Here is a 24,486-nt window from a genome sequence, read left to right on the forward strand (position 1 = left end):
ATCAACGCTCCGTGGGCAGCGTGCGGGCACCGCGCCACATCAGGCGGTCGCGCCAGTTACGCGGCGCGTTGCCGCTGCCATGGCTGTTGCTGTTGCCGCGAGCGGCGCGGCCCGCGAACAGGCCGCGCCCGAAGCGATTGAGCAGTTGCCGCAAGACGATCGACAACACCAGATACGTGACGGTGATGATCACGTAGCTCTCGAACGAACGAAAGTTGCGCGACTGGATGAAGTTGGCCGCGTAAGTGAGATCGGGCACGGAGATCTGCGACACCACCGCCGAGCCGAGCATGACGATCAGCACCTGACTCAGCAGCGCGGGAAACACGTTGGCGATCGCCTGCGGCAGCACCACGAAGCGGAACACCTGGCGCCCGTGCAAACCGAGCGCTTGCGCCGCCTGCACCTGGCCGCGCGGAATCGAATCGATACCGGCGCGCACGATCTCGATCGCGTACGCGCCGAGATTGACGGTCATGGCCAGAATCGCGGCCTGTACTTCGTCGATGTGAATGCCGAGGCTCGGCAAGCCGAAGAACACGAAAAACAACTGCACGATAAACGGCGTATTGCGGATCACCTCTACATAACTGGCCACGACCCAGCGCGCCCATTTCGGCCCGGCCACCGCGATGCTCGCGCCGCCAATGCCGACCAGCCCGCCGAGCACGGTAGAGACCGCGGTCAGCCCGAGCGTGACGGCGGCGCCGCGCACGAGCATCCCCGCATAGAGGCCGAAGCCGCTGAAATCGAACGCATAAGTCATGGCGTGGCGCTCATCGTGAGGTCAGACTCCGCCGCGTTTCCGGACCCCGAGGCAATCCTCTGACGGGACGCCTCGGGCGGTTCGCGCAAAAAATGTTAGAGGTCGGCCGGCAGCGGCGCGCGCAGCCACTTCTGCGAAATCGCGTTCATGGTGCCGTCCTTGCGGGCCTTGGCAATCACGTCGTCGACTTTCTGCTTCAGCCGCGGCTCGTTCTTGTTCAGACCGACGTGATCCGGCGAGCTGAACAGCGAGAATTTCTGCTCCGGATCGTTCGCGGGATGACGCGCGAGAATCGTGGCGCCGACGTCGTTGCCGACTACCATCAACTGTACCTGACCAGAAAGGAACGCCGATATTGCGCCGTTAGGATCGTCGAATCTTTTGATGTTGGCGGACGGCGGGGCGATCTTGGTCACGCTCAGGTCTTCCAGCGTGCCGCGCGCCACCGAAATCGACTTGCCGGCGAGGTCGGCGGCGTTCTTCACGGGCAGCGACTTCGGACCGAACACGGCGAGGTAGTACGGCGCGTACGGTTGCGAGAAGTCGATCACCTTGTCGCGCTCCGGCGTCTGGCCGACTGAAAGCAGCATGTCAGCCTTGTGGTCGGCGAGATAGGCCATACGGTTGTCGCCCGTCACCTGCACGAGTTCGACCTTGGCGTTGAGCGCCTTGCCGATCAGATCGGCGACGTCGATGTCGTAGCCTTGCGGCTTCATGTCCGGACCGATCGAGCCGAACGGCGGGTAATCCTCGAACACGCCGATGCGTACCGTGCCCGATTTGGCAATGCTGTCGAGCGCGTCGGCATGCGCGGCCGACGAGAACGCGCACAGCGCGCCGAAGCCGGTGAAGGCGAGCGCGGCGGCGAGCGTCGCAAACACGCGGCGCGTGCTGGAGTGAGCGGCTTGAGCTTGGGTCATGGTCTTTCCTCTGTCGAGTGGATCGGTATTGGAATAGGTTTTAGTGGGCGCGCGCGGCGATCAGTTTGCACGCGTGCGACGGCAATTCCGCGAGCACCGGCATGCCGAGCGTGAGCCCCGGCGTTTCGCGTGGCGTGGTCGCGGCGGTCAGCGTGAAGCCGGCGCAATCGATCGTCGCTTCGAGCGACGCGCCGACGTCGCGAATAAACGTGACCGTGCCGGCCAGCCGGTTCGGACCCGCCGTGTCCGACGCCGGTTTGACGCACACGTCCTCGGGGCGGATCAGCAGACGGATGTCGCTGCCGGACTCCGGCATGCGTGCGTTTTGCGCCACGCTAATGCGCCGGCCGCCGGGCAGATTCACGCCGCCGGCGCCGTCGTAAGTGACCCGCAGGATATTGCCGAGCCCGATGAAATCCGCCACGAACTCGCTGACCGGATCGCGATAAATATCCAGCGGTTTGCCGACTTGCGCAATCCGGCCTTTCTCCATCACGACGATTTCGTCGGCCATGGTCATCGCTTCGCGCTGGTCGTGCGTGACCATGATCGTCGTGATGCCCAGGCGCTGTTGCAGCAGGCGGATTTCCACCTGCATCGCTTCGCGCAGCTTGGCGTCGAGCGCGGACAGCGGTTCGTCGAGCAGCAGCAGTTTCGGTTGCGAGGCGATTGCGCGCGCAATCGCCACGCGCTGGCGCTGGCCGCCGGAGAGCTGCGTGACCGGCCGGTTCGCCATGTGCGGCAACTGGATCAGCTCCAGCAATTCGGCGACGCGGCGCGCCTGCTGATCCCTGGCGGTCTTGCGTAACTTGAGCGGATAGGCCACGTTCTGCGCGACCGTCATGTGCGGAAACAGCGCGAGCGACTGGAACACCATGCCGAAATCGCGCTGATTCGCCGGCAGGCGCGTGATGTCGCGGCCGGCGAAATGAATGCTGCCCGAGGTCGGCGTCTCCAGACCGGCGATCATCCGCAGCAAGGTGGTCTTGCCGCAGCCGGACGGGCCGAGAAAGCACACCAGCTTGCCATCGGGCACGCTCAGATCGACGCTGTCGACGGCCTGCGCCGCGCCGAAGCGACGGGTCACGGCCTGCAAGGTCAGATGGGTCATCGAATGCTCCAGCAAAGAGGTGTCACGGTTCGCCTGGTCCAACGCGATACAGGCGGCGCTTAAAGCGCCACGCCTTCATCGCCGACCAGTTTTTCGAGCAGCCAGATCAGCGCGAAGTCGATCGCGACGATAAACACCGCGAAACAGAACACGGTCGGATCGAGCGACGACACCGTGCGGCTATACAGCCACACCGGCAAGGTCATCGTGTCGATGCCGTACAGAAAGAAGGTCACCGTGAATTCGTTGAACGAGACGATGAACGCGAACAGCATGCCGGCGAGAATGCCCGGGCGCATCAGCGGCAGGATCACGTCGACCAGCGCGCGAAGAGGACTCGCGCCCATCACGCAGGCGGCTTCCTCGAACTCGGGGCCGATCGCGGCGACCGAGGCCGCGCAATTCTTCACGGTGAACGGCAGCGCCAGAATCACATGCGCGATGATCAGGCGGAACACGCCCAGTTCGACCGGCAGTACGTTGAACACCAGCAGCAGCGACAGGCCGAGCATCACCAGCGGATAGACCAGCGGCAACGCCACCAGTTGTTCGACCGCCGGCTTGCCGCGAAAACGGTAGCGGCTCAGCGCGTAGGCGGCGGGCACGGAGACGAGCGTGGCGATCAGCATGGTTGAAAGCGCAACGATCAGGCTCGTGCTCAACGCGGCGCCCATCGAGAGCGAGTCGCTCGCATCCGGCGACACAAAGCTGTGCCACGCCGCGCGATACCAGTGCAGGCCGTACGCGTGCGGTGGGAATTCGAGCGTGTCGGCGGCGCCGAACGACATCGTGATCATCGTGAGGATCGGCAGCGCGGCGAGAAACAGCACGATCGCGGCGAGCAAGGCGGCGGCCTTGCCGAGTTGGCCCGGCATGGTCGCGGCGGGCCAGCGCGGGAAAAAAGGCGGACGGGGTTGAAGCTCCGCGCGGCGAACGGGCGTGCTCATGCGTGAGGCTCCTCGGCAAGACGCTGGGTCCGACGCACGAGGCGCTGCGACAGCGCCATCACCGTCAGCGTGGCGATCATCAGAACGACGCCCGACGCGGACGCCGCCGGCCAGTTCAGCAAGGGCGCGACCTGATCGTGAACCAGCACGGCGAGCATCGGCACGCGCCGTCCGCCGAGCAGCAGCGGCACGGCGAACGCGCTGGCGTTGTACGCGAACACCAGCAGCGCGCCCGACACCAGACCCGGCATGGCCAGCGGCAACAACACGTGACGCAGCGTTTGCCAGCGCGTCGCGCCGAGCGTCGCCGCGGCTTCCTCATACGAGCGGGACACGGCGCGCATCGCGCTGGACAGTGGCAGCACGGCGAGCGGAAAGGCGGTCTGGATCAGGCCGAGCAACACGCCGTTCTCGCGATACAGCCACATCAGCGGACGCTGGACGAGCCCACTGCCGAGCAGCGCGTGATTGAGCAAACCGGCCGGGCCGAGAATGATCAGCCAGCCATAGCCTTGCAGCAGCAGATTGACGAGCAGCGGCAGCAGCACGCCGGCCAGCAGCAGGCGGCGCGCGAGCCGCGACTGGGTGCGCGCCATGGCGAGCGCGACCGGAATGGCGAGCAGCACCGCGCAGATCATGCTTTGAAACGCGAGCTTCAGCGTGAGCCACAACGACTTCAGAAAGTAGCTGTCGAGCAGGTCGGCGTAGTTCTGCAGCGTGAAGCCGTGCCACTCGTTGCCCTGCGTGCCGAAGCTCATGCGCAGCACGACCAGCGCCGCCGCGCCGAGCACGGCGAGAAACAGCAGGATCGGCGCGAGCAGCAACCAGGGGCGCGCTTTTTCCATCGCGGTGGCGGCGGGCGCGTCCGCTGTGGGGCAGCCGGCGGCGGCTTCACCAGAAGCCGCCGCCGACGCAGCACGCCGCGAAAAGCGCGCGAGCATCGGTGTCATGCCGAGAAAATTTCGGTGTAGCGCTTGATCCACGCCGGCTGCACGACGGCGAGCGCCTTGTCGTCATGCAACACGGCTTTCTCGGCGATCTGCTTCGGGCTCGGCACGAACGCGCGGCTCTCGGCCGGAATCACGGCTTTCGAATTGACCGGGCCGTTCAGCACGTCGGCAGCCATGCGACCTTGCACGCCCGCGTCGAGCGAATGGTTGATGAAGGCGTGGATCACGTCGCTGTCGGCCGGATGCGCTTTGGGGATCACCGTGAACATCAGTTGCGTGGCGAAGCCTTCTTTCATGCCGTACGTCACGCCCATCTTGTACTCGGGCTTGCGGATCTGATCGGGGAAAAAGGCCGGCGAATAAATTCCGCCGATATCGAGCGAACCGGTGCGGAACAGATCGGCCACCTGGTTCGGGTTCTCGCCGAGCGTCATCACGCGGTCTTTCAGCTCCATCAGCTTCTTGAAGCCCGGCTCGATGTTCTGCTGCGAACCGCCGTTCATCTTCGCCGCGATGATCGCGAGGTCGACCGCTTCGGCCCACTCGGGCGGCGGCAGGAACAGGCGGCCGGCGTACTTGGTATCCCACAGCGCTTCGTAGGAGGTGGGCGCGCTCTTGACCGTCGACGTGTTGTAGATCAAGCCGTCCGACCACAGCAGATAGCCCACGCCGAAACCGTTCGCGCCCGTGCGGTACTGCGGCGCGACGTCCTTCAGATTGGGCAGCTTGTCGAGGTCGGGTTTCATCAGCAGACCGGCATCGCCGAGACCCGACGCGCCCACGCCGGCCAGCGTGATGACGTCGTACGTGGGACGCTCGCCCGCGGCCTTCACCTTGGCGACCATGCCCGAGGTGCCGTCGGCGCGGTCGGCGATCACCTTGCAGCCGGTCTTCGCCGTGAAGCTCTGGGCGATGTTGCGCAGCGCGGCGGCGCCGGTGTCGTCCGACCAGGTCAGCAGGCGCAAGGTCTTGCCGCTGAAGTTCTGTTCCTGCGCGCGCAGATTGACGAACGGCATCGGCAAGGTGGAGGCCGCCAGCGCCGCGCCGATCGCCTTGATGGCCTGCCTTCTACCCCGTTTGATCTCTTGCATGGCGGTCTCCCGTGTTGAACGCCTGTTGCCTGATGAAAATCACTGTGACCGCTGTCGCTGCACCGCCCGGTTGCGCGGTGTGTTGATGCACTCTAGGTTTGCCAAAATCCCTCAACAAACGAAATATGCGCATGACGCGCATGACGGAATCTCATGCGCTGGGCTTGGCGCGACGGACGGGACAAATTCGTCGTGCTTAGCCGGAGCACCGAGGGCGGGGCGTATGCGGGTTAACGTCCACGGTTCGGGCGCACTTTAGGCTCGCGTGGAGGTATGAGGAAAGCTCGGTTCTGGTGCGATGCTTCGGCGTCTTGCCCCGGCGTGGTGCGAAATGGCGCGGTCAGCGTGCTGTTTTTGCGGAGGCATGAATTCGGCGCATGCGGGTGGGATGCCTCGGTCCTCGTGTGGGCCTGTCTGATCGCGTATCCTGTGGGCTTGACAGCGAAGTGGGCGGTGCGCGCTGCGTCGCCCACACAATGACTTTTCCTGATCCCGGACGACTCCGATGCGCCGCCTTCCGCCACTCAACGCGCTACAGATTTTCGAAACCGTCGCGCGCCATCGCAGCTTCACGCGCGCCGCCGACCACCTGTGTCTGACGCAAGGCGCGGTCAGCCGGCAGATCATCGCGCTCGAGGATTACTACAAGTTCCCGCTCTTCAAGCGTCACGCGAAAGGCCTGACGCTCACCGCCGAAGGCGAAATGCTGCTGCCCGCCGTGAAAGAGAGCTTCGCGCGCATCGAGGAGATCTCGTTGCGGCTCACGCGGCAGCGCACCGATCTCGCGCTGAAAGTACCGACCTGCGTGATGCGCTGGATGCTGCCGAAAATCATGCGCTTCCAGGCCGAATACCCGGATCTGCATGTGCAGATCACCACGACCTGGCAGCACGACATCGATTTCCAGAGCGAGCCGTTCGACGCCGCGATCATCTACGGCTCGTCGCCGGGCGCGGGCGTGCAGGCGGTGCCGTTGTTCGAGGAGCGTCTGACGCCGGTGTGCGCGCCCGATCTGCTGAAGGACAAGCCGCTCGCCCAGGTGGCGGATCTGGCGCGCCACACGCTGCTGCATCCCACTCGCGATCATCGCGACTGGAAGATGTGGCTCGCCAAAGCCAGCGAAGGCGACGCGGCGAATGCGCCGGCGGTCGACGCCGAGCACGGCCCGAGCTTCGACACGCTCGATATGGCGACCAATGCCGCGCTACAAGGATTCGGCGTGGCGATCAGCGACCTCGCGCTGATCGACGAAGACGTCACGGCGCGACGCCTCGTGCGGCCGTTCGACACCGTGCTGAAAACCGGCTGGCGCTATTACTTCGTGTATCCGGACTCGGTGGCGCATCAGCAGAAGCTGAATCTGTTCCGCGACTGGATCGCGGCGCATTGGGAGGAATAAGTTAGGTCAAAGCGTCAGCTCAAGGCGTCAAGGCGCGAACGACAGAAACAGATACGCCGCGAACAGCGACAGATGCACGGCGCCTTGCAGAATCGTGGTGCGCCCGCTACTCAGCGTGAGCGTGCCGACCAGCAGCGTGAGGATCAGCAGCACGGTTTCCTTGCCGTCGATGCCGAGCATCAGCGGCTGGCCGTTCCACAGAAACACCGCGGCGACGGTCGGAATCGTCAAGCCGATACTGGCCAGCGCCGAGCCGAGCGCGAGATTCATGCTGTTCTGCAAGCGATCGGCGCGCGCCGCGCGCACGGCGGCGAGCCCTTCGGGCAGCAGCACCAGCGCCGCGATCACGATACCCACCACCGCGGCCGGCGCGCCCGCGTTCTTGACCGCGGTTTCGACGATCGGCGACAGGATCTTCGCGAGCAGCACGACGGCGACGAGGCACACCAGCAGCAAGCCGCCGGCCGCGAGCGCGACGCCGACGCTCGGCGGCGCCGCATGTACATCTTCATCCGACGCATCGGCGAGAAAGTAATCGCGATGGCGCACGGTCTGCACGAACACGAACACGCCATAGAGCACCAGCGACGACACGCCGGCAAAAGCCAGCTGCGAAGGCGACAGGATCGGGCCGACGCTGGTGGTCGTGTAGTTCGGCATGACGAGCGTCAGCACCGACAGCGACGCCAGCACGGCCAGCGCCGCCGACGCGCCGCGGCTCTGAAAATCCTGCTCGCGATGGCGGATGCCACCCACCAGCAGGCAAATGCCGACAATGCCGTTGCAGACGATCATGACCGCCGCGAACACCGTGTCGCGCGCGAGCCCGGCTTTTTCCGGGCCGGAGGTGAGCATGACCGAAACGATCAGCGCGACCTCGATCACCGTGACGGCCACCGCCAGCACCAGCGTGCCGAACGGTTCGCCGACGCGATGCGCAACCACTTCCGCGTGATGCACCGCCGTGAACACCGCGGCGCACAGCGCCACGCCGACCAGCGCAAGCAGCAGCCCGTTGCCCGGCAGCGCGTAGGCGAGCCCGAGCACGATCCACGCGACGAGCGGCGCGGCAATAGTCCAGCGGGGCAAAACGGTCGCGGGCGTGGTCATTCGGGCTTCCTTTTTCGATGCTTGTATGGGACGGCGGCGAACGGCCAACGTCTGGAGCTTGAAGCGAGCGCGAATGCTAACGCATCGTGTCAACAATGCGCTCTAACGCATTAAATTATAAAGGATAGTTTTTGCGGCCAGTGCTTGATCCCGGGGGCGTGGCGCAGCATCGGCGCAATCCTCGCGCAGCGGTCTCGGCGACCCCTGAACGGAAACGGGCGCCAACGCGTTGTGATAACGCATTGGCGCCCGCGAAGAGCCGGCGACGGCTCGACTACGCTTACTGTCCGACCGGACGGATCGTCAGTGCGTTCTTGACCGACGTCACGCCAGCCACGCCTTGCGCTGCCGTCGTGGCCAGGTCGACCTGCTGCTGCTCAGGCACGGAACCGGCGAGCGTCACTGCACCGCCGCGCGCGCGCACGGTGATGTTGTTGACGCTCAGGCCCTTGGTCTTCGCCAGTACGCCGCGGACCTTGCGGCCGAGCGCACGGTTCGCTGCCTTGGCTTGCTTGGCCGACGGCGCCGACGATGCAGCCATCGGGGCCGCAGCCATCGCGTCGCTGCTTTGCGCATACGCATTGAGGGACGCCAGAACGATCAGCGCGCCGCCGACCATCTTGATTGCCGTGAATGCTTTCATTCAACTTTCTCCTGTTGTCATGGATACGACGATCCCCGGGTGGGGATCTGTGCTTCGCCTGCGGATACATAGGGATCGACACTGAATGGAACGGTGCTACGGGTCGTGCGAAGGCTTTCAAACTGCCTGCTGATTCAGGCCGACCGTGCCACGCGCAAGCCGTTGAAGGCTGTGCCGCGGGCCGGAAACACACGATACTCCAATTAGTGCCATGGTGAATAAGACGGTGCCAGGAAATGAGGTTCTGGTACAACGAATCGGCCGATCGCAACAGGCCGATGGCGTCGTATTGCTGATCGCGCAACCGTGCCGGCGCCGTTCCGACGCGCATTGAAAACAAGGTCGACCGCATGCGAAAACCGTTGCTGCCTATCGTGCCATTGCTTCGTGACGAATTACCGCTCGATACGGTCGAGCTGGCGCGCTTCATGATCGGCAAATATCTCGTGCGCGATGGGCAGGAAGGGCGCATCAGCGGACGGATCGTCGAAACCGAAGCGTATCCGCTCGGCGATTCGACCAGCCACGCGTTTATGGGCCGCCGCCCGTACAACCTGCCGATGTTTCTCGCGCCGGGCTTTGCGTATGTGCGGCTTACGTATGGCGTGTCGTACATGCTCAACATGTCGGCCGAAGCGGAAGAGATCGGCGCCGGGATTCTGTTTCGCGCGATCGAGCCGCTCGAAGGTCTGCCGCTGATCGAAGCGCGCCGACCCGGCGTGCCGCTGCGCGACCTCGCGCGCGGGCCGGGGCGGCTCACCAATGCGCTCGACATCGGGCCGTCGTTCAACGGCTGCGATCTGTGCAGTGGGCATGGCTTGTGGATCGGTGCGATCGAGCGCGGCGAGACGCCGATTGGGGTGACGACGCGGATTGGTTTGTCGCGTGAGATGCATCAACCGCTGAGGTTTTTCGAACCCGGCAGCGCGTTCGTCAGCGGGCCGCGAAAACTGTTGTTATCGGCCCAGGCCGTTGAGCCGAAGCGGACGAAAAAATGACCGTCGGCGAATGGGTCGCCGGTCAAGATGGCTGGTTCGGATGCATTTCGAAACGTCAGACACAAAATGTTACGATCCCGACAATTATTACGGTAAGAGAAAAACTTGAGCGCGGATTTTCGGTGATTCATCGCGCATTCTTGCGAAACCAACAATTATGTATCTCTGAATTAAGGGTTTTCCCGGGACGATCGGGTGTCTAGACTTGGATCACTCGCTTCTCACAACGCGTGACAGGCGAAGCCAAAAAACCAGATCTGGAGGTAGTCATCATGAAGTCGCTTATCAAGGCAGTCGCCATTGCAGCCGTTCTCGCCGCTCCCGTCGCAGCGTTCGCTCAAGCGAGCCAGCAACCGGTGACCCGCGCCGACGTTCGCAACCAGTTGATCCAGTTGGAACAGGCCGGCTACAACCCGGCGAACAGCAGCGACCCGACCTATCCGGCCGACATTCAGGCCGCTGAGCGTCGTGTCGACGCGCAGAGCCCGGCGGTTGCGCAAACCCAGGAACCGGTTGCGGACACCAGCGGCTACGGTGGCGCAGTGAGCGGTTCGTCGCAAGCAGGTGGCGTGGTTCAGCCGATGTCGGGCCCGAAGTCGGTGTATTTCGGTAACTGATCGGACAGCGCAGTCTGGAAATAAAGACAGTAAAGCCGTTGATGGATTAGCAGGGTGTGCGCCGTCACCGACGGCACACACGGCATCGCGAAGCGTTAAACCTTCGACGATGTAAAGACGTAGACGTGAATTCGCGCGCGCGACCTGACAATCGGGTCACGCGCCGCGCGAAGCCAGTTCAAAGAACCTCCGCTGCCGCAAGGTAGCTTCGCCCAACCTTTTGAAGGATTGGGCTTTTTTTGCGCTCCGGTTTAGCAGCGCATGTAGGCGACAGTGGTTTTCTTCAGGGCCGCTCGCCGTGAATATAGAACTCGAGTTGCTGAATGGTGAATTGCTGTTCGGCGATGATGTTCTTCACCAGGTCGCCGATCGACACCATGCCGATCAGACGGTCGTTCTCGATCACCGGCAAGTGCCGCATGCGACGCTCGGTCATCAGCGCCATGCAGTCGTCCGTGGTCTGGTCGGGCCGCACGAAGCGCACGGCTTTGCTCATGATGTCGCGCACCGGCGTGGCCTTCGACGAACGGTCCATCAGCACGACCTTGCGCGCGTAGTCGCGCTCCGTGACGATGCCGGCGATGCTGTCGCCGTCCGTCACCACCAATGCGCCAATCCCTTTTTCGGCCATCAGCTTGATGGCGTCGTAGACGGAATCGTCGGCCCCGACCGTAAAGACGACCGTGTTATCAGGTTTAGTTTTAAGAAGCTGTGCAACGCTTGTCATGGAGCGGCTCCGTTTCGCAGTGCAGCATGCCGGCGTGGCGTGCTGTCGTGAGGGACAGGCCATTCCAGTATAGGCGTGGCGCGCTATCGGGATACCCGGGAATACCTGTGGCGCGTCAGGCGTTCTATCTGCAATCATGGTCCAACCGTGGCCTGCCGCACCGCGACGCATCCGCGCCATCCGCATGGCCATACGGTGCGTCATGCCGTTTAGCGATAAACTCCTGTCTCATATCTAATCTCCCGGTTGATCGGGTTCATGTCAGCACCACTGTCTAACGCCATGCTCACGTCTCACGATCCGTCGCCCGCAGCAGACGGCGCACTCAACAACGGCGAATGCGTCATTCTCGACGCCACTGCCACGCTCCCCACGCGCTACGGCACGTTCACCTCGTACGTGTTTCGCGTGTGCGAAAGCGGCGCCGAACATCTCGCGCTCGTGATGGGCGACGTCGCCAATCAATCGTCCGTGTTGACGCGCCTGCATTCCGAATGCCTGACCGGCGACGTGCTCGGCTCCTACCGTTGCGACTGCGGCGAACAACTCGACCTCGCGCTGCGCTATATCGCGGCCGAAGGCTGTGGCGTGCTGCTGTATCTGCGCGGTCACGAAGGCCGCGGCATCGGGCTGTCGAACAAGATCCGCGCGTACGCGCTGCAGGAGCAGGGACGCGATACGGTCGAGGCCAACCTCGATCTCGGCCTGCCGGACGATTCGCGCGAATACGATTCGGCGGCCGGCATTCTGCGCACGCTGAAGGTCACTTCGGTGCGTCTGATGAGCAACAATCCGGAGAAGTTCGACACGCTGTCGAAGCACGGTATTCCGGTGTGCGAGCGGGTGGCGCTGGCCATTCCGATGCGCGAGGAAAACGAGCGTTATATCCGCACGAAGCAGGTCAAGTTCGGCCACTATTTCGACGAAAACGAATAAGCCGTTGAAGCGCGCCGGCCGCCGTTGGTGACACACGGCGGCCGGCGTTTTTGCGTTGATTTCGTCAATCTGTTGCGCGGTTGAGGTGGTGCGAGCCGGGCGTTGCGTCCACCGGCAAGCACGCAGCGCGATCAGATGTCGCGCGTCAGTGCGATCAGAACAGGCCGAAGTCGTCGTTGCTGTCGGGAATGGCGTTGAGCACGTCCCGCAGCGCGTGCCAGCCCAACCATCCCAACAGACTGAGCGATAGCGCCAGCCAGCGGCGCGCGTTTGTTTGCGCGTGCGCGCGGTTCAGCGGTGTTCGATATTTCGCGGACGCGCGCGATTTCATCGAAGCGCGTAGTAAAGGGCAGGGGTGCATGCTGTCTCTCGTGATACGCGCTGTCTAGCGCGAGACGGTGGTCGATGCCGCAGTCGCTGAATTTGCGGCGTTGGAAGCGATTGCTGTTGTTGATTCGGCAGCATTCGCGGCATCAGCCACAGTCGGCGCCTTAGCGGTCGCAGCAGTCTTACCCGCTGCCAAAGCTACCGCCGCCACCGCCGCCGGCAAAATCCCCGCCAACGCCTGCGCCAGTGTCGTCGCCCCGAAGTACCTTTCGCTGACCTCCTTTTCGACGTCGATACGACCCGCGTTATGCGCGTCGTACAGATCGACGATCAGCCGTGCGTGCTGCTCGCCGAGACCGGCCGCCTGCAGCATCGCGTTCCACTCGCCACGCGGCACTTCACGCGCGATCACCTGACTGCTCGCCAGTTCACCGACCGTACGCGCCACCTCGAACGTGCTGACGCGCTGTTCGCTTTCGATACTCACCACGCGCGGCGACACATTCAGCGCGCGATCGTCGAGCAGCAGTTCGGCGGCGAGCACACCCACATCCTGCGCGGCGACGGTCGGATACAGCTTGCTCACCGGATGATGCAGGCTCGGCAGCACACCTCGCGCGAGCATTAAAGGCAGCATGCGCGCCCAGTTGTGCATGTGCTCGGCGGAGCGCAGAAAGGTCAGTTGCGTATCGACGGTTTTTAGCTGCGTTTCAAGGTAGTGGAACAGCGTCGAGATGCCCGTGCCGCTCGCGTGTTCCGCGCCATAGTCCGATAGCGCGAGAATCCGTTGCGGCGGATTCGCGTCCAGCGCGTCGACGCTCGAATTGATCATGCGGCGCATTTCAGCGGCCGGATCGGCGTGCGCGCGCGGCACCGGACACAACAGTTGCACCGCGTATGCGCCTTCGATCGCCCGCGCCACCGACGCCGTATCGAGCAGATCGGCGAGCGCGATCTCACAGCCGATCCGCGCGAGTTGTTCGCCTTGCTTGCGGTCGCGGACCACCGCGCGCACCGCGTGACCCGCTTCGCGCAAAACCGTCGCGGTGACTTTGCCGACCTGACCGGCGGCTCCAAAAATCACGAACATGTTGATCTCTCCTGGTTCTGTGCCATGGTGGATGAGGCGGCATGGCGTCATCCTGGAGAGACGGCGATCGAAAAGCGCGCAGACACGGATCGCATTGCGCAGATTCGGATGACGGTCTGCATTGCGGCGCTGCAACACGCGAACGGGATCGCGTAGTGTCGAGCGCCGCCGCGAAAAACCCCGCACAATGCACGCACCCAGGCCGCCATCCACGAGGCTCGCAATGAACGCCGTGACACCGATACCGCTAGCGCACAGCGGCTCCCGCATCGCCTTGCGTTCCAGCCAGTCGCTGGGCTGGCAGGGCTTCGGCGCCGATCTGGTCAACGTGTCGGCCGGGCTGCATCGAGTGCCGGCGTTCAAACATCATCGGGTGGGCGTGCATGTCGGCGCGCCGGTGCGGGCGCGTTGCCTGTGCAACGAACGCCGTTCTTCGCGCATCCAGGCGCATGGCGACGCCGACGTGATTCCCGCGGGACTCGACGGGCAGTGGACCGACGAATCCCCGTGCACGATTTTCAGCGTGTGGATCGGCGAAGCATTCGCACAGCGCACCGTCGAGCAGTTGGCCCTGAAGTCCGCCGACGCGCAGCTCCGGCCGCAATTCCAGATGCGCGATCCGCGTTTTCAGCATCTGGCGTGGGCACTGCATGCTGAACTCGAAGCCGACGAAGCCTCCGATCCGTTGTACGCCGAAAGCCTTTGCACCGCGATGGTGGTGCGCCTGATCGGCGGCGCGCCGACCCTCGACAACAAGCGCCGCACGCTCGCGCCGATCATGGCCACGCGCGTGATTGATTTCATCGAGGCGCATCTCGATCAGCGTCTCACGCTCGGCGACCTGGCCGCGCTGGCGGAGTTGAGCGTGCCGCATTTCAAGGTGCTATTTCGCGAAACGCTCGGCATGCCGGTGCATCAGTACGTGGTGCAGCGGCGCGTCGAAAGGGCCCGGTCGCTATTGCTGCACGGCAAGCTCAGCGCGAGTCAGATCGCGTTGGAAACGGGCTTCGCGCATCAGAGTCACATGGCGCATTGGATGGTCCGCTTGCTGGGTGTCACGCCGCGCGAACTCGTCAAGTCAAGTGCGAATGCAGGCCGCATTGTCGAGATCAACACGTTAAATGCCCGCCGCATTGCAACAGCGCGATAAACGTTCGAAACGCACTGCAGCATGCGGAGTTTGGAGTTCGCGCTCTATTGCCGTCGATCGATTTGTATCGCTAAATACCCGGACTTTGCAACCGGAGGCCGTGCATGTCGAAATCGAAGGGTTCCCGCTTTGTCGCCTGGGTAATCGCCGCTGCACTGACCCAGGCGCCGCTCGCGCTGCTGCTCACATTCGCTACGCCAGCCGGCATGGATCGCGCGGTCGCCGCGACCGCAACGGCTAACGCCAGCGTCGATAATTACGCGGCCACGCGCTATCCGATCATTCTCGTGCACGGTCTTGCGGGCACGGACAAATACCTCGGCGTGCTCGACTACTGGTACGGCATTCAAGCCGATCTGCAGCAGCATGGCGCAAGCGTGTACGTGGCGAACCTCTCGGGCTTTCAAAGCGACGACGGCCCGAACGGCCGCGGCGAACAACTGCTTGCGTACGTGAAGCAGGTGCTCGCGGCCACCGGCGCGCCGAAGGTCAACCTGATCGGCCATAGCCAGGGCGGCCTGACTTCGCGTTACGTCGCGGCGGTCGCGCCGGAGCTCGTCGCTTCGGTCACGACCATCGGCACGCCGCATCGCGGCTCGGAATTCGGGGACTTCGTCGCAGGCGTATTGCAGAAGGACCCGACGGGTCTGTCCACGCCGATCATCGCCGCGTTCGCGAATATCTTCGGGATCCTGACGAGCAGCACGCACAACACCGATCAGGACGCGATCGCCGCGCTGCAAACGCTGACCACGGCCAACGCGGCGGCCTTCAACACGCGCTATCCGAGCGCCGGTCTCGGCGCGCCCGGCTCGTGTCAAACGGGCGCGGCGACCGAAACCGTGAACGGCAACACGCATCTGCTGTATTCGTGGGCCGGCAGCGCGATTCAGCCGACGTCGGTGCTCGGCATTCCCGGCGCCACCGACACCAGCGTCGCGCTGATCGACCCGGCGAACGTGCTGGACCCGTCGACGCTCGTGCTGTACGGCACCGGCACGGTGATGCTGACACGCCAGTCGGGGCAGAACGACGGGCTCGTCTCTGTGTGTAGCGCGCTGTACGGCAAGGTGCTCGGCACCCGCTACAAGTGGAACCATCTCGACGAGATCAACCAGTTGCTCGGCGTGCGCGGCGCGAATGCGGAAGACCCGGTCGCGGTGATCCGGACTCAGGCGAACCGGCTGAAGACCCAAGGCGTTTGAGCGGATGGCGCAAGACGAACGGCAGCGAGGCGGTGCGCGCAAGCAGTGGTTTGCCTACGTCGCGGTCGGTGCGATATCGGCCGGCGCGGCGCTGTGGGTGAATCGCGCGCCGACCGTGCATCACGAGTCCGTGGCGGCGACGGGGCAGGCGGGTAGCGCCGCGCAAACCACGGCGCCTGGGTTGGGGCAAGACCCGAACGCATCGGCGGCGGGCGCGTTGCCGGCCTCGCTCGACGGATCGTCGCCGCCACGTTTGCCTACCGATGGTCGCGGTCATCTGGCGCGCACGCGTGCGGTGCGCGATTTCTTCGACTATTTCCTGACGACGCAAAACGAAATCCCCGCCACGACGCTCGACGCATTGGTGCGCAGGCAGATCGCCGCGCAACTCGACGGCACGCCGGCCGCGGACGAAGCGCTCAACGTCTGGCAACGCTACAACGCCTATCTGAGCGCAGTGGGGAAGTTGCCGCAAACATCGCCCTTGCCGACACAAGCCGGCGCCAGGCTGAATCTCGACGCGTTGCAACTCGAACTCGATCAGCGCGACGCGGTGGGCACGCGGCTCATGGGCGAATGGAACGCGCCGTTCTTCGGCGCGGAGTCGCAGCAGCAACACACGGATCTGGCGCGCCTGAGAATCGCGTCGGATGCTTCATTGAGCGACGCGCAGAAAGCGGCCCGTCTCGCGGCGCTGGATGCCGCGTTGCCACCCGAAGTGCGCGCCGCGCGCGAGCGCATCCGTCAGCAGCAAGCCGCGCTCGACACGTTGAGCCAGGCGCAAGCGCAGGCACAGAAGCCGGGCGGTTCGCTCGACGCAATGCGAGCGCAGATCACGCAGACGCTGGGACCCGAAGCGGCGGAACGCGCGGTGAAAATGCAGCAGGCCGACAATGCCTGGCAGGCGCGCTATGCGGACTACGCCAATCAGCGCGCGCAGATCGACAAACAGAATTTGCCGGCGCAGCAACGTAACGCGCAGGTCACGCAACTGCGTCAGCAGTTCTTCACGAATCCGAGCGACGCGATGCGGGCGGCGTCGCTCGATCGTGGCAGCGGTTCGGGCGGTTGAGGCCGAGAGCAGGGCCAAAGCCGGGCAAGGCGGCCCAAAACGGAACCGCTCGCCGCAGCACCGCGCCCGCCATCAACCCGGCGTAGCCCCCGTCAACTGCGCATACACATCGTGCGACAGTTGCAACAGCTGCTTGCGATCGATCCCACCCGACACCGCATAGCCAAAGTCGCCGTCGACCCAGTAGAACACGTTCACCGGCCCGTCCTGATACAGCTTGAACGCGGTGGTGTTCGAATTCACCTTGCGGTGCGAGATGCACAGCGTTACGCGCTCGCCGTTCGGCCCGCGATACATGAACTGCGCGGTCGGGCCATCGGCGCCGGGCAACAGCCGGCCGCCCGACAGATCGAAGCCGCTCTTCGACAGCACCGGCGGATGCACATTGGTGCCGAGCCGGTTCGACAGCCACTGCACGAAATCCTGCTCGTGGTCGGCGTTCATCTCCGCCGGGCGGTCGACCGCGGGCATATACACCACATGCGCGATCGCCGCCTGGCGCGCGAACATTTCGCTGCTGTCCGCGCTGACCGGACGCGTATCCGAATGGCTCGCGCCCATCGGCATCACCACGTCCTGCCCCATATGCGTGCCTACGCCGATTCCGACGCCTAGCACCAGCGCCGCCGCCATGCCGGCAAACTGCGGCCAGTTGGCGGCCATGCGCCAGCGACGCGGCGCAGGCGCATGCAGCCGTTTCGGCACCGGCTCGCTCAGCACGCGGTCGTAGCGCTCGTGGAACATGCTGTTGAGCGAGAAATAATCGCTGACGCGCGCGGCCAGCTCGGGGTTCTGTTCGAGCGCGCGCTCCACCTCGACACGCCGTTCGTCGGACAGCGTGCCGTCCACGTAGGCGTGCAGGTCTTCTTCGCCGATCGGCATAGATTGGTCGCTCATCGCACCACCTGTAATTTTGCACCGGGCTGCGTGCCCGCCATCAACGCCCGCAGCCGCTCGCGGCCGCGCGACAGACGCGACATCACCGTGCCGAGCGGAATATTCAACGCGAGCGCCACGTCGGCATAGCTCATTTCTTCGAGGCCCACCAGCAGCACGACTTCGCGCTGTTCCATCGGCAGGCGTTGCAGCGCGTAGTCGAGATCGCGCATTTCCAGCGAACGCGTCTGGTCGGACGGCACCGCGAATTCGCTTTCGTGGACGCTGTCGTCGTCGACCGCCACGTGAACGGCGCGTGCCGACGCCTTGCGCGCCTGATTGGCGAAGACGTTGTGCATGATCGTAAACAACCACGCGCGCAGATCGGTGCCCGGCTGAAACATGCCGGTGCGGCCGAGCGCGCGTTCGAGCGTGTCCTGCACCAGATCGTCGGCGAGGTCGCGATTGTTGATCAGCGCCCGCGCATAGCGCCGCAAACGCGGCACATGCTCCATCAACTCGTCACGGACATCCATGGTTCATCCCAATTGTGGGGCTTGTGTAAGGCCGAAGGCCGGCGCGCGCCGAGCGCGCCACCGGCAGTATTCCATTGGCTAACACGCCTGGGCGGAATTTATTCCATCGCGTTGCGTGATGGTGAGAACGCAGGTGAGAGGCGCGGGCGTTCATCGCAGGGTCATGGCGTCGGCGGCGCGCATCAGGCCGTGGGTGCGGGCGTCGCCGGCAACCACGAAACGCTGCCGCTGCGCGGTCCATCCCAGCAGCCGCAGATCGCCGATGCGCCGCGCGGCCCACTGCGGCCGGTCCGGCGCCAGCAGCGCGAGGGTCGAGATCAGCACCACCGGCTGGTTGTCGGCGTTCAGGTAGACGAATTCGCTGGCGCGCTGAAATGGCCCAAGCGACAGCACCCGCTGGTCGACGAGCCGCAGGCCGATACCCGACAGATTCGGCGCGGCCGGGTCGGCGCGGGTCGGCGACGTTGCGGAAAACGGCGTTGCGGCGGTTTCGGCCAACGCCATGACCGCGGCGTTGTTGAGCGCCGGCACGGACACCTGGGAGGCGGCGAGCCAGCCGCTCGCGGCGGCCACCGTCAGGAACAGCGCCGCCAGCGTGTTGAGCAGGCGGTTGGGGCGCATCGCCCCGTGCGCCCGTTCGCGCCCGCCGCGTGAACCCTTGACGTGCTCCGGCGCGGGTTCGTCGGTGGTTTGAAAGGCCGCCTGGATCTGCGCGTTGAGCCGGCCGTAAAACGCCACCCGGCGCGCCTCCGCAGGTTCCTTGCCCAGATAGTCCCGCAGAAACGCGGTGCGTTCCGGCGTCAGGGTGCCGTCGGCATAGGCCTGAATGTCGGCTTCGGAAAGCGGCGAGTCGGGCGGGGCGTGGGTCGAGGTCATGGTGTCGGTGTGCGTCGAAGGTGTGCCGAAGGTGCATCGAAGGTCGGCTATCGAGGAGGCGAACACAGGGCGGGGCGTGTTTATTCCATGGATTCCCCATGATGCGCGCGCCATTTTTATTCTGCGTGGCGACGCGTGCTAACCCACTCGAAGCGCCTTTTATTCCCACCTGGAAATTTGTTTTTTATTGAGCGTGAACGCAGGAATAAAAGCTCGCAACGTGTGGTTCTCCCTCATGCAAACCTGCACAACACTCTCAGGAGTTCATCATGAAGAAGATCGCTTTTGCCGCTTTGTCCGTTGCCATTCTCGCCACCTCGTCGGGCGCTTTCGCACAGGCCAAGACACGCGCTCAGGTCTATCAGGAATTGATCGAGGCACAGCAGAACGGCCTGAATTACGTGACCGATACGTCGTATCCCGAAGTGAACCCCATCTTCGCGCAGCAGGTCCAGCAGCATAAGCAGGCGCTGGCGGCCGAAGCCGCTCGTGCAGCCGACACCGGCGGCGTCGCGAGCAGCACCGTGGAGTCGGGCAGCGCCAATTGAACGTGCCGGCTACCGGCGCGACGATCGAACGGGCGCGCCGGAAGTCGATCGGAATAGATCGCTGAATTGCGTGTTAGCCGGTCAGTGCATCTATCCGAGCAACCAGGAGGCTTCGTGCCCAAACCCCCCGTTCCCCTTTCCGGGTCAGTCTGCGTGCCGTGCCGGCTCGCCGCGATCGGCGCTGTCGTGGCGGTACTCGCCGGCGGTTTCGCCTACACCGCGGGCTGGCTGAGCCCTGCGCGATTGACCACCTCGCGCATCATCAACACGTTTCAGGCGGCCGCCGGGCAGCCGCATCCGGGCTACCGGCGCAATCATGCGAAGGGCCTGTGCGTGGAAGGCTATTTCGATAGCAATGGCGACGGCGCGGTGCTGTCGAGCGCCGCCGTCTTCGCACCCGGCCGCACGCCGGTCACGGGACGCTTCGCGATTCCCGGCGGCAATCCGTCCGCGCCGGATACGAGTACGCCCGTGCGCAGCCTGGCCTTGCTGTTCCAGTTGCCGAACGGTGAGCAGTGGCGCACCGGCATGAACTCGACACCCGTGTTCGCGGTGCATACGCCCGAGCAGTTTTATCAGCAGTTGCTGGCCGCCAAACCCGATCCGGCGACCGGCAAGCCGGACCCCGTCAAGCTCAAGGCATTCTACGCCGCCAATCCCGAGACCCAGCCTTTTCAGGCGTGGGTGAAGGGCCATCCGCCTTCGTCGAGTCTGGCCAATGGCGCGTACTACGGCATCAACGCGTTCCTGTTCACCGATCGTTCAGGCAACACGCGCGCGGTGCGTTGGGCGATGGTGCCCGATACGCCGTATGCGCCGATCACCGACGCGCAAAAGGCCGCCAAAAACTATCTCGCGGCCGATCTGAATCAGCGCCTCGACAGCGGACTCTTGCGCTGGCATCTGATCCTGACCGTCGCGCAACCGGGCGACCCGACCGGCGACGCCACGTTGCAATGGCCCGACGATCGTCAGCATATCGACGCCGGCACGCTGGTGCTGGAACACACGACGTCGCAGGAAGACGGCATGTGCCGCGACGTCAACTTCGATCCGACCGTCCTGCCGTCCGGTATCAAGCCTTCCGACGATCCGCTGCTCGCGGCGCGTTCGGCGGCGTACGCGGTGTCATACCAACGCCGGACTCGCGAAGAAGCATTGCAGCCCGCGCTGCATCGAACCCAGGCCAACGGAGATCATTCATGACGCCGACGAGTCCCCATTTCAATCCGCTCGCGCGCCTGTTGCACTGGCTCATGGCCCCCTTGATCGTCGCGATGCTGTTTATCGGCGTGGGCATGGTCGCGACCGTTTCGCACGCGCACAACACGCTGATCGCGATTCATAAACCGCTCGGCATTGCGTTGCTGCTGCTGGTGGTGCTTCGAGTGGGCGTGCGTATCATGCGCGGCAGTCCGCCGTTGCCCGACGACATGGCCGCGCCGCAGCGTTTTGCAGCGAAGGCATCGCACCTCGTGCTGTATGCGTTGATGGCGGCGATGCCGTTGATCGGCTGGGCGATGCTGTCGGCCGCGGGTTATCCGCTGCCGCTGCATCTGCCGCCGATCGCGCCGCATAACGTCGCGCTGTTCGCGCTGTTGCGCGCGTTGCATACGTGGCTCGCGTTCGCGTTGTTCGCGACCGTTTTGCTGCATCTCGCGGCGGCGCTGTTTCATGGCCTGATCCGCCGCGATGGCGTGTTTTCCAGTATGGCGCGGGGTGGGCGTTAGGCCTCGACGTTAGCCCCATCTTTTAGCCCTTCACGCGCTCCGAACGCGGGTCATACGGCGCCTTCAGGTGCAACGTTGCCGGCAGCAGATCGCCGGCAACGTCGATGGCGTACGTGCCGCTGGTCAGATACGCGGCATCGGCAGCGCCGTTCGGATGGTTCACGTAGCCCATCGCGACCGGACAACCGAGCGTGTGTCCGAACGCCGCCGAACTCACGAAGCCCACCGGTTCGCCGTCCCGCAGAATCGCTTCGCCGCCCCACAGCATGCGGTCGGCGGCGCCGTCGGCGGTCAATACGACCATGCGGCGGCGCAGCGGTTCGGCGCGCAGTTTCAGCAGCGCCTCGCGGCCACGGAACGGGATGTCCTTATCGAGTTTGCACGCGAACGACAGGCCCGCTTCGAACGGATTCGTGTCCGGTGTAAGTTCGCGGCCCCACGCGCGATAGCCTTTCTCGATCCGCAGCGAGTCGATCGCGTAGTAACCGGCGTTGACGAGACCGAACGCTTTGCCGGCTGCGTGCAGCGTCTCGTACACGCCGACCGCGAATTCGACCGGCACATACAGTTCCCAGCCGAGTTCGCCGACGTAGGTGAGCCGGGTGGCGCGTACCGTCGCATAACCGAAATCGACCTCGCGGCTTTGACCGAAGGCGAACACTGCATTGCTCCAATCCGCTTTCGACACGCTTTGCAGCAACTCGCGCGAACGCGGGCCCATCACAGCAAGCACCGCGTATTGACCGGTCACGTCGACCAGCGTGCAGTGCTTGTCGCGCGGAATCGCCTTGTCGATCATGTCGAAGTCGCGCGTGGTTTGCGCGGTGCCGGTGACGAGCAGGTACTGGTCGTCGGCGAGACGTGTGAGCGTGAAGTCCGACTCGTACGCGCCGCGCTCGTTGAGCATGCCGGTGTACACCGTGGTGCCGGGCGGCACGTCGACGTCGTTCGCGACCAGGCCTTGCAACACGGCTTGCGCGTCGCGTCCCTTGACCAGAAATTTGGAGAACGACGTCATGTCGAATAGCGCGACGCCTTCACGGCAGGCGCGATGTTCGGCGCCGCTCCAGGGCAGCCAGTTCTGCTGGCCGAACGCGTAGTCGATCTGCGCTTGCGCAGGCGTCGGCGCGAAAAAGTTGGCGCGCTCCCAGCCCATTTTGCTGCCGAAGCACGCGCCGTCGTCGCGCAGGAGCCCATATAGCGGCGAGCGGCGGAACGGCCGCGCGCTGTCGAGTTCGCGATTCGGCCAGGGCATCGCGTAGTGCAGGCCAAGCGTTTCCTTCACGCGATCGTGCAGCCATGTGTCGTTGCCGTTGAAACGCGCGAAGCGGCGGATGTCGACCGGCCATAGGTCCATGGTCGGCTCGCCCGCGACGATCCATTCGGCGAGCGCCATGCCGGCGCCGCCCGCCGACGCGATTCCCATCGAGTTGAACCCTGCGCCGACGAAAAAACGCCGCAATTCAGGCGCTTCGCCCAGCATGAAGTTGTTGTCCGGCGTAAACGATTCGGGGCCGTTGTAGAACTGCCGGACCTGTGCCGTTTCGAGCGCGGGCACGCGTTGCAGCGCGTTCTCCATCAGGATTTCGAACTGGTCCCAATCGTCCGGTAGCAACTGGAATTCGAAATTCTCGGGAATGCCGTTCATGCCCCACGGTTTCGCGTCCGGTTCGAAGCCGCCCATCACGAGGCCGCCCACTTCTTCCTTGAAATAGATGAAGCCGTCCGGGTCGCGCATGACCGGCAGGTCCGGGTGCACGCCGGGAATGCGCTCGGTGACGATGTAGTAATGCTCGGCCGAATGCAGCGGCACGGTGACGCCGCACAGACGGCCCACGGCCTTGGCCCACTGGCCCGCGCAATTCACGACGATGTCGGCGCCGAGCGTGCCTTCTTCGCCTTCCTTGTTGCGCCACGCGAGGCCGCTGACTTCGCGCGCGCCGTTCGCCTGGGCGCCTTGCTCGGTGCGCGTGTGGATGGCGGTCACGCGGGTGTCTTCGACGATGCGCGCGCCACGCGTGCGGGCGCCGCGGGCGAGTGCCTGGGTCAGATCGGTGGGATTCGCCTTGCCGTCGCCGGGCAGCCAGACGGCGCCGAGCAGGTCGTCGGTGCGCATGACCGGCCACAGGTCGCCGGCTTCGCGCGGGCTGACCACGTCGCACGCCACGCCGAAGGCGCGCGCGACGGCGGCGGTGCGCTTGAGTTGCGTCATGCGCTCGGCCGTGCGCGCCACCGACAGCGAGCCACATTGCTTCCAGCCGGTGGCGAGGCCGGTGTCGGCTTCGAGTTCCGCGTAGAGCGCGGTCGAGTAGCGGATCAGCTTCGTCATGCTTTCCTGCGCGCGCAACTGGCCGACAAGCCCGGCCGCGTGCCAGGTCGTGCCGCACGACAACTGGCCTTGTTCGAGCAGCACGATGTCGGTCCAACCCAGCTTGGTCAGATGGTAGGCCACCGAGCAGCCGATGATCCCGCCGCCAATGATGACAACGCGGGCATGGGAAGGAATGGGTGTGGACATGTGTTGAAATGCATGGTTTTAGTGTACGTAGAATGCGACAAAATTTTGGAAAAAGCAACGATCGATGAAGTTTACGGGCATTCAAATTGATGCTGACCGTGGTCGAAGATGTCCTGGTCGTATCGTTCAAGGAGTGGTGAGCATGAAATGTCCGAACTGCGGCGCGGCCGTCCTGATTAAGGAAAGTCGCGACACTGATGTTGGCGTTCAACAAGCAGGTGAAGGCGTCGCACGTCGATCCGGCGTTTATTCGCGGCGGCACGAGATCAGGCGACTTGACGTCTCCCTAGTGGCTTGTGGCTTTATGTGGGTATGCGTTGAAGTAAACTAGCAAAAATTGTTG

General features: G+C 64.4%; 25 protein-coding genes. 10 read left to right on the top strand and 15 right to left on the bottom strand.

The window, feature by feature from the left end; genetic code table 11:
- Position 1: 1 nt before the first annotated feature.
- From FA94_RS26350 to FA94_RS26375, 6 genes are all read right to left on the bottom strand, one after another.
- Positions 2-766 carry an amino acid ABC transporter permease gene (locus FA94_RS26350; RefSeq protein ID WP_035556768.1) on the bottom strand — a complete coding sequence of 255 codons (765 nt, stop codon included), beginning with the start codon at positions 764-766 and terminating at the stop codon, positions 2-4.
- Positions 767-861: 95 nt separating this feature from the next.
- Complete coding sequence (locus FA94_RS26355; protein WP_035556771.1) at positions 862-1,686, bottom strand: transporter substrate-binding domain-containing protein; 825 nt, start codon at positions 1,684-1,686, stop codon at positions 862-864.
- Between the two features lie 40 nt (positions 1,687-1,726).
- Positions 1,727-2,797, bottom strand: coding sequence for an ABC transporter ATP-binding protein (locus FA94_RS26360; protein WP_035556774.1), 1,071 nt, complete (start codon positions 2,795-2,797; stop codon positions 1,727-1,729).
- A gap of 59 nt (positions 2,798-2,856) precedes the next feature.
- Positions 2,857-3,744: an ABC transporter permease gene (locus FA94_RS26365; protein WP_035556777.1), complete on the bottom strand. Its 888-nt coding sequence runs from the start codon at positions 3,742-3,744 to the stop codon at positions 2,857-2,859.
- Entirely contained in the window at positions 3,741-4,694 is a 954-nt protein-coding gene (locus FA94_RS26370) for an ABC transporter permease (RefSeq protein ID WP_035556780.1), read from the bottom strand. Before FA94_RS26370 ends, FA94_RS26365 begins: the two co-directional genes overlap by 4 nt.
- Positions 4,691-5,785 (bottom strand): ABC transporter substrate-binding protein, encoded by a 1,095-nt coding sequence (locus FA94_RS26375; RefSeq protein WP_035556783.1) that lies wholly within the window; start codon positions 5,783-5,785, stop codon positions 4,691-4,693. Before FA94_RS26375 ends, FA94_RS26370 begins: the two co-directional genes overlap by 4 nt.
- Before the next feature lie 505 nt (positions 5,786-6,290).
- Here FA94_RS26375 and FA94_RS26380 point away from each other — a divergent pair.
- Positions 6,291-7,184 carry a LysR substrate-binding domain-containing protein gene (locus tag FA94_RS26380; protein ID WP_035556786.1) on the top strand — a complete coding sequence of 298 codons (894 nt, stop codon included), beginning with the start codon at positions 6,291-6,293 and terminating at the stop codon, positions 7,182-7,184.
- A gap of 27 nt (positions 7,185-7,211) precedes the next feature.
- Here FA94_RS26380 and FA94_RS26385 read toward each other — a convergent pair whose 3' ends face one another.
- Positions 7,212-8,294, bottom strand: a complete 1,083-nt coding sequence (locus tag FA94_RS26385) for a calcium:cation antiporter (RefSeq protein ID WP_035556789.1) — start codon at positions 8,292-8,294, stop codon at positions 7,212-7,214.
- Positions 8,295-8,574: 280 nt separating this feature from the next.
- Positions 8,575-8,937, bottom strand: a complete 363-nt coding sequence (locus tag FA94_RS26390; RefSeq protein WP_035556792.1) for a BON domain-containing protein — start codon at positions 8,935-8,937, stop codon at positions 8,575-8,577.
- A 350-nt stretch (positions 8,938-9,287) separates the two neighbouring features.
- Between FA94_RS26390 and FA94_RS26395 the strand changes: the two genes are divergently transcribed.
- Together FA94_RS26395 and FA94_RS26400 are read left to right on the top strand one after the other, a co-directional pair.
- On the top strand, positions 9,288-9,935 hold the full coding sequence (locus FA94_RS26395) for a DNA-3-methyladenine glycosylase (RefSeq protein WP_035556797.1): 648 nt from the start codon (positions 9,288-9,290) through the stop codon (positions 9,933-9,935).
- A 272-nt stretch (positions 9,936-10,207) separates the two neighbouring features.
- Positions 10,208-10,552: a DUF4148 domain-containing protein gene (locus tag FA94_RS26400; RefSeq protein WP_035556800.1), complete on the top strand. Its 345-nt coding sequence runs from the start codon at positions 10,208-10,210 to the stop codon at positions 10,550-10,552.
- Positions 10,553-10,835: 283 nt separating this feature from the next.
- On the opposite strand, the gene FA94_RS26405 is transcribed toward FA94_RS26400, so the two are convergent.
- Positions 10,836-11,279, bottom strand: a complete 444-nt coding sequence (locus FA94_RS26405) for a CBS domain-containing protein (RefSeq protein ID WP_035556801.1) — start codon at positions 11,277-11,279, stop codon at positions 10,836-10,838.
- 282 nt (positions 11,280-11,561) lie between these two features.
- On the opposite strand from FA94_RS26405, the gene ribA reads away from it, so the two are divergent.
- Positions 11,562-12,215 (top strand): GTP cyclohydrolase II, encoded by a 654-nt coding sequence (gene ribA / locus FA94_RS26410; protein ID WP_035556805.1) that lies wholly within the window; start codon positions 11,562-11,564, stop codon positions 12,213-12,215.
- A 154-nt stretch (positions 12,216-12,369) separates the two neighbouring features.
- Here ribA and FA94_RS38800 read toward each other — a convergent pair whose 3' ends face one another.
- Together FA94_RS38800 and FA94_RS26420 are read right to left on the bottom strand one after the other, a co-directional pair.
- Positions 12,370-12,546 carry a hypothetical protein gene (locus tag FA94_RS38800; RefSeq protein ID WP_156126708.1) on the bottom strand — a complete coding sequence of 59 codons (177 nt, stop codon included), beginning with the start codon at positions 12,544-12,546 and terminating at the stop codon, positions 12,370-12,372.
- Between the two features lie 54 nt (positions 12,547-12,600).
- On the bottom strand, positions 12,601-13,632 hold the full coding sequence (locus FA94_RS26420) for an NAD(P)H-binding protein (protein WP_081936116.1): 1,032 nt from the start codon (positions 13,630-13,632) through the stop codon (positions 12,601-12,603).
- Between the two features lie 223 nt (positions 13,633-13,855).
- Here FA94_RS26420 and FA94_RS26425 point away from each other — a divergent pair, with 223 nt between their 5' ends.
- The 3 genes from FA94_RS26425 (at position 13,856) to FA94_RS26435 (ending at position 17,059) form a co-directional block, all read left to right on the top strand.
- Entirely contained in the window at positions 13,856-14,782 is a 927-nt protein-coding gene (locus tag FA94_RS26425; RefSeq protein WP_035556811.1) for an AraC family transcriptional regulator, read from the top strand.
- Between the two features lie 104 nt (positions 14,783-14,886).
- The gene (locus tag FA94_RS26430) at positions 14,887-15,987 is read left to right on the top strand and encodes a triacylglycerol lipase (protein ID WP_035556812.1); all 1,101 of its coding nucleotides are present in this window, start codon (positions 14,887-14,889) and stop codon (positions 15,985-15,987) included.
- Positions 15,988-15,991: 4 nt separating this feature from the next.
- Positions 15,992-17,059: a lipase secretion chaperone gene (locus FA94_RS26435; RefSeq protein WP_035556815.1), complete on the top strand. Its 1,068-nt coding sequence runs from the start codon at positions 15,992-15,994 to the stop codon at positions 17,057-17,059.
- Between the two features lie 72 nt (positions 17,060-17,131).
- On the opposite strand, the gene FA94_RS26440 is transcribed toward FA94_RS26435, so the two are convergent.
- The 3 genes from FA94_RS26440 to FA94_RS26450 form a co-directional block, all read right to left on the bottom strand.
- Entirely contained in the window at positions 17,132-17,956 is an 825-nt protein-coding gene (locus tag FA94_RS26440; protein ID WP_035556818.1) for an anti-sigma factor family protein, read from the bottom strand.
- Complete coding sequence (locus FA94_RS26445) at positions 17,953-18,471, bottom strand: sigma-70 family RNA polymerase sigma factor (protein WP_035556821.1); 519 nt, start codon at positions 18,469-18,471, stop codon at positions 17,953-17,955. Before FA94_RS26445 ends, FA94_RS26440 begins: the two co-directional genes overlap by 4 nt.
- 150 nt (positions 18,472-18,621) lie before the next feature.
- A complete protein-coding gene (locus tag FA94_RS26450) occupies positions 18,622-19,347 on the bottom strand; it encodes an anti-sigma factor family protein (protein ID WP_035556823.1) in 726 nt (241 codons plus the stop codon).
- A 269-nt stretch (positions 19,348-19,616) separates the two neighbouring features.
- Here FA94_RS26450 and FA94_RS26455 point away from each other — a divergent pair, with 269 nt between their 5' ends.
- The 3 genes from FA94_RS26455 to FA94_RS26465 all read left to right on the top strand — a co-directional run bounded on the left by FA94_RS26455 (position 19,617) and on the right by FA94_RS26465 (position 21,625).
- The gene (locus FA94_RS26455) at positions 19,617-19,895 is read left to right on the top strand and encodes a DUF4148 domain-containing protein (protein WP_035556826.1); all 279 of its coding nucleotides are present in this window, start codon (positions 19,617-19,619) and stop codon (positions 19,893-19,895) included.
- A gap of 114 nt (positions 19,896-20,009) precedes the next feature.
- A complete protein-coding gene (locus FA94_RS26460; protein WP_035556829.1) occupies positions 20,010-21,101 on the top strand; it encodes a catalase family peroxidase in 1,092 nt (363 codons plus the stop codon).
- Positions 21,098-21,625: a cytochrome b gene (locus FA94_RS26465; protein WP_035556832.1), complete on the top strand. Its 528-nt coding sequence runs from the start codon at positions 21,098-21,100 to the stop codon at positions 21,623-21,625. Before FA94_RS26460 ends, FA94_RS26465 begins: the two co-directional genes overlap by 4 nt.
- A gap of 22 nt (positions 21,626-21,647) precedes the next feature.
- Here FA94_RS26465 and FA94_RS26470 read toward each other — a convergent pair whose 3' ends face one another.
- Positions 21,648-24,143, bottom strand: coding sequence for a GcvT family protein (locus tag FA94_RS26470; protein ID WP_035556835.1), 2,496 nt, complete (start codon positions 24,141-24,143; stop codon positions 21,648-21,650).
- Between the last annotated feature and the right edge of the window lie 343 nt (positions 24,144-24,486).

It is taken from the genome of Burkholderia sp. 9120 (genome assembly GCF_000745015.1).
Taxonomy (GTDB): Bacteria; Pseudomonadota; Gammaproteobacteria; order Burkholderiales; family Burkholderiaceae; genus Paraburkholderia.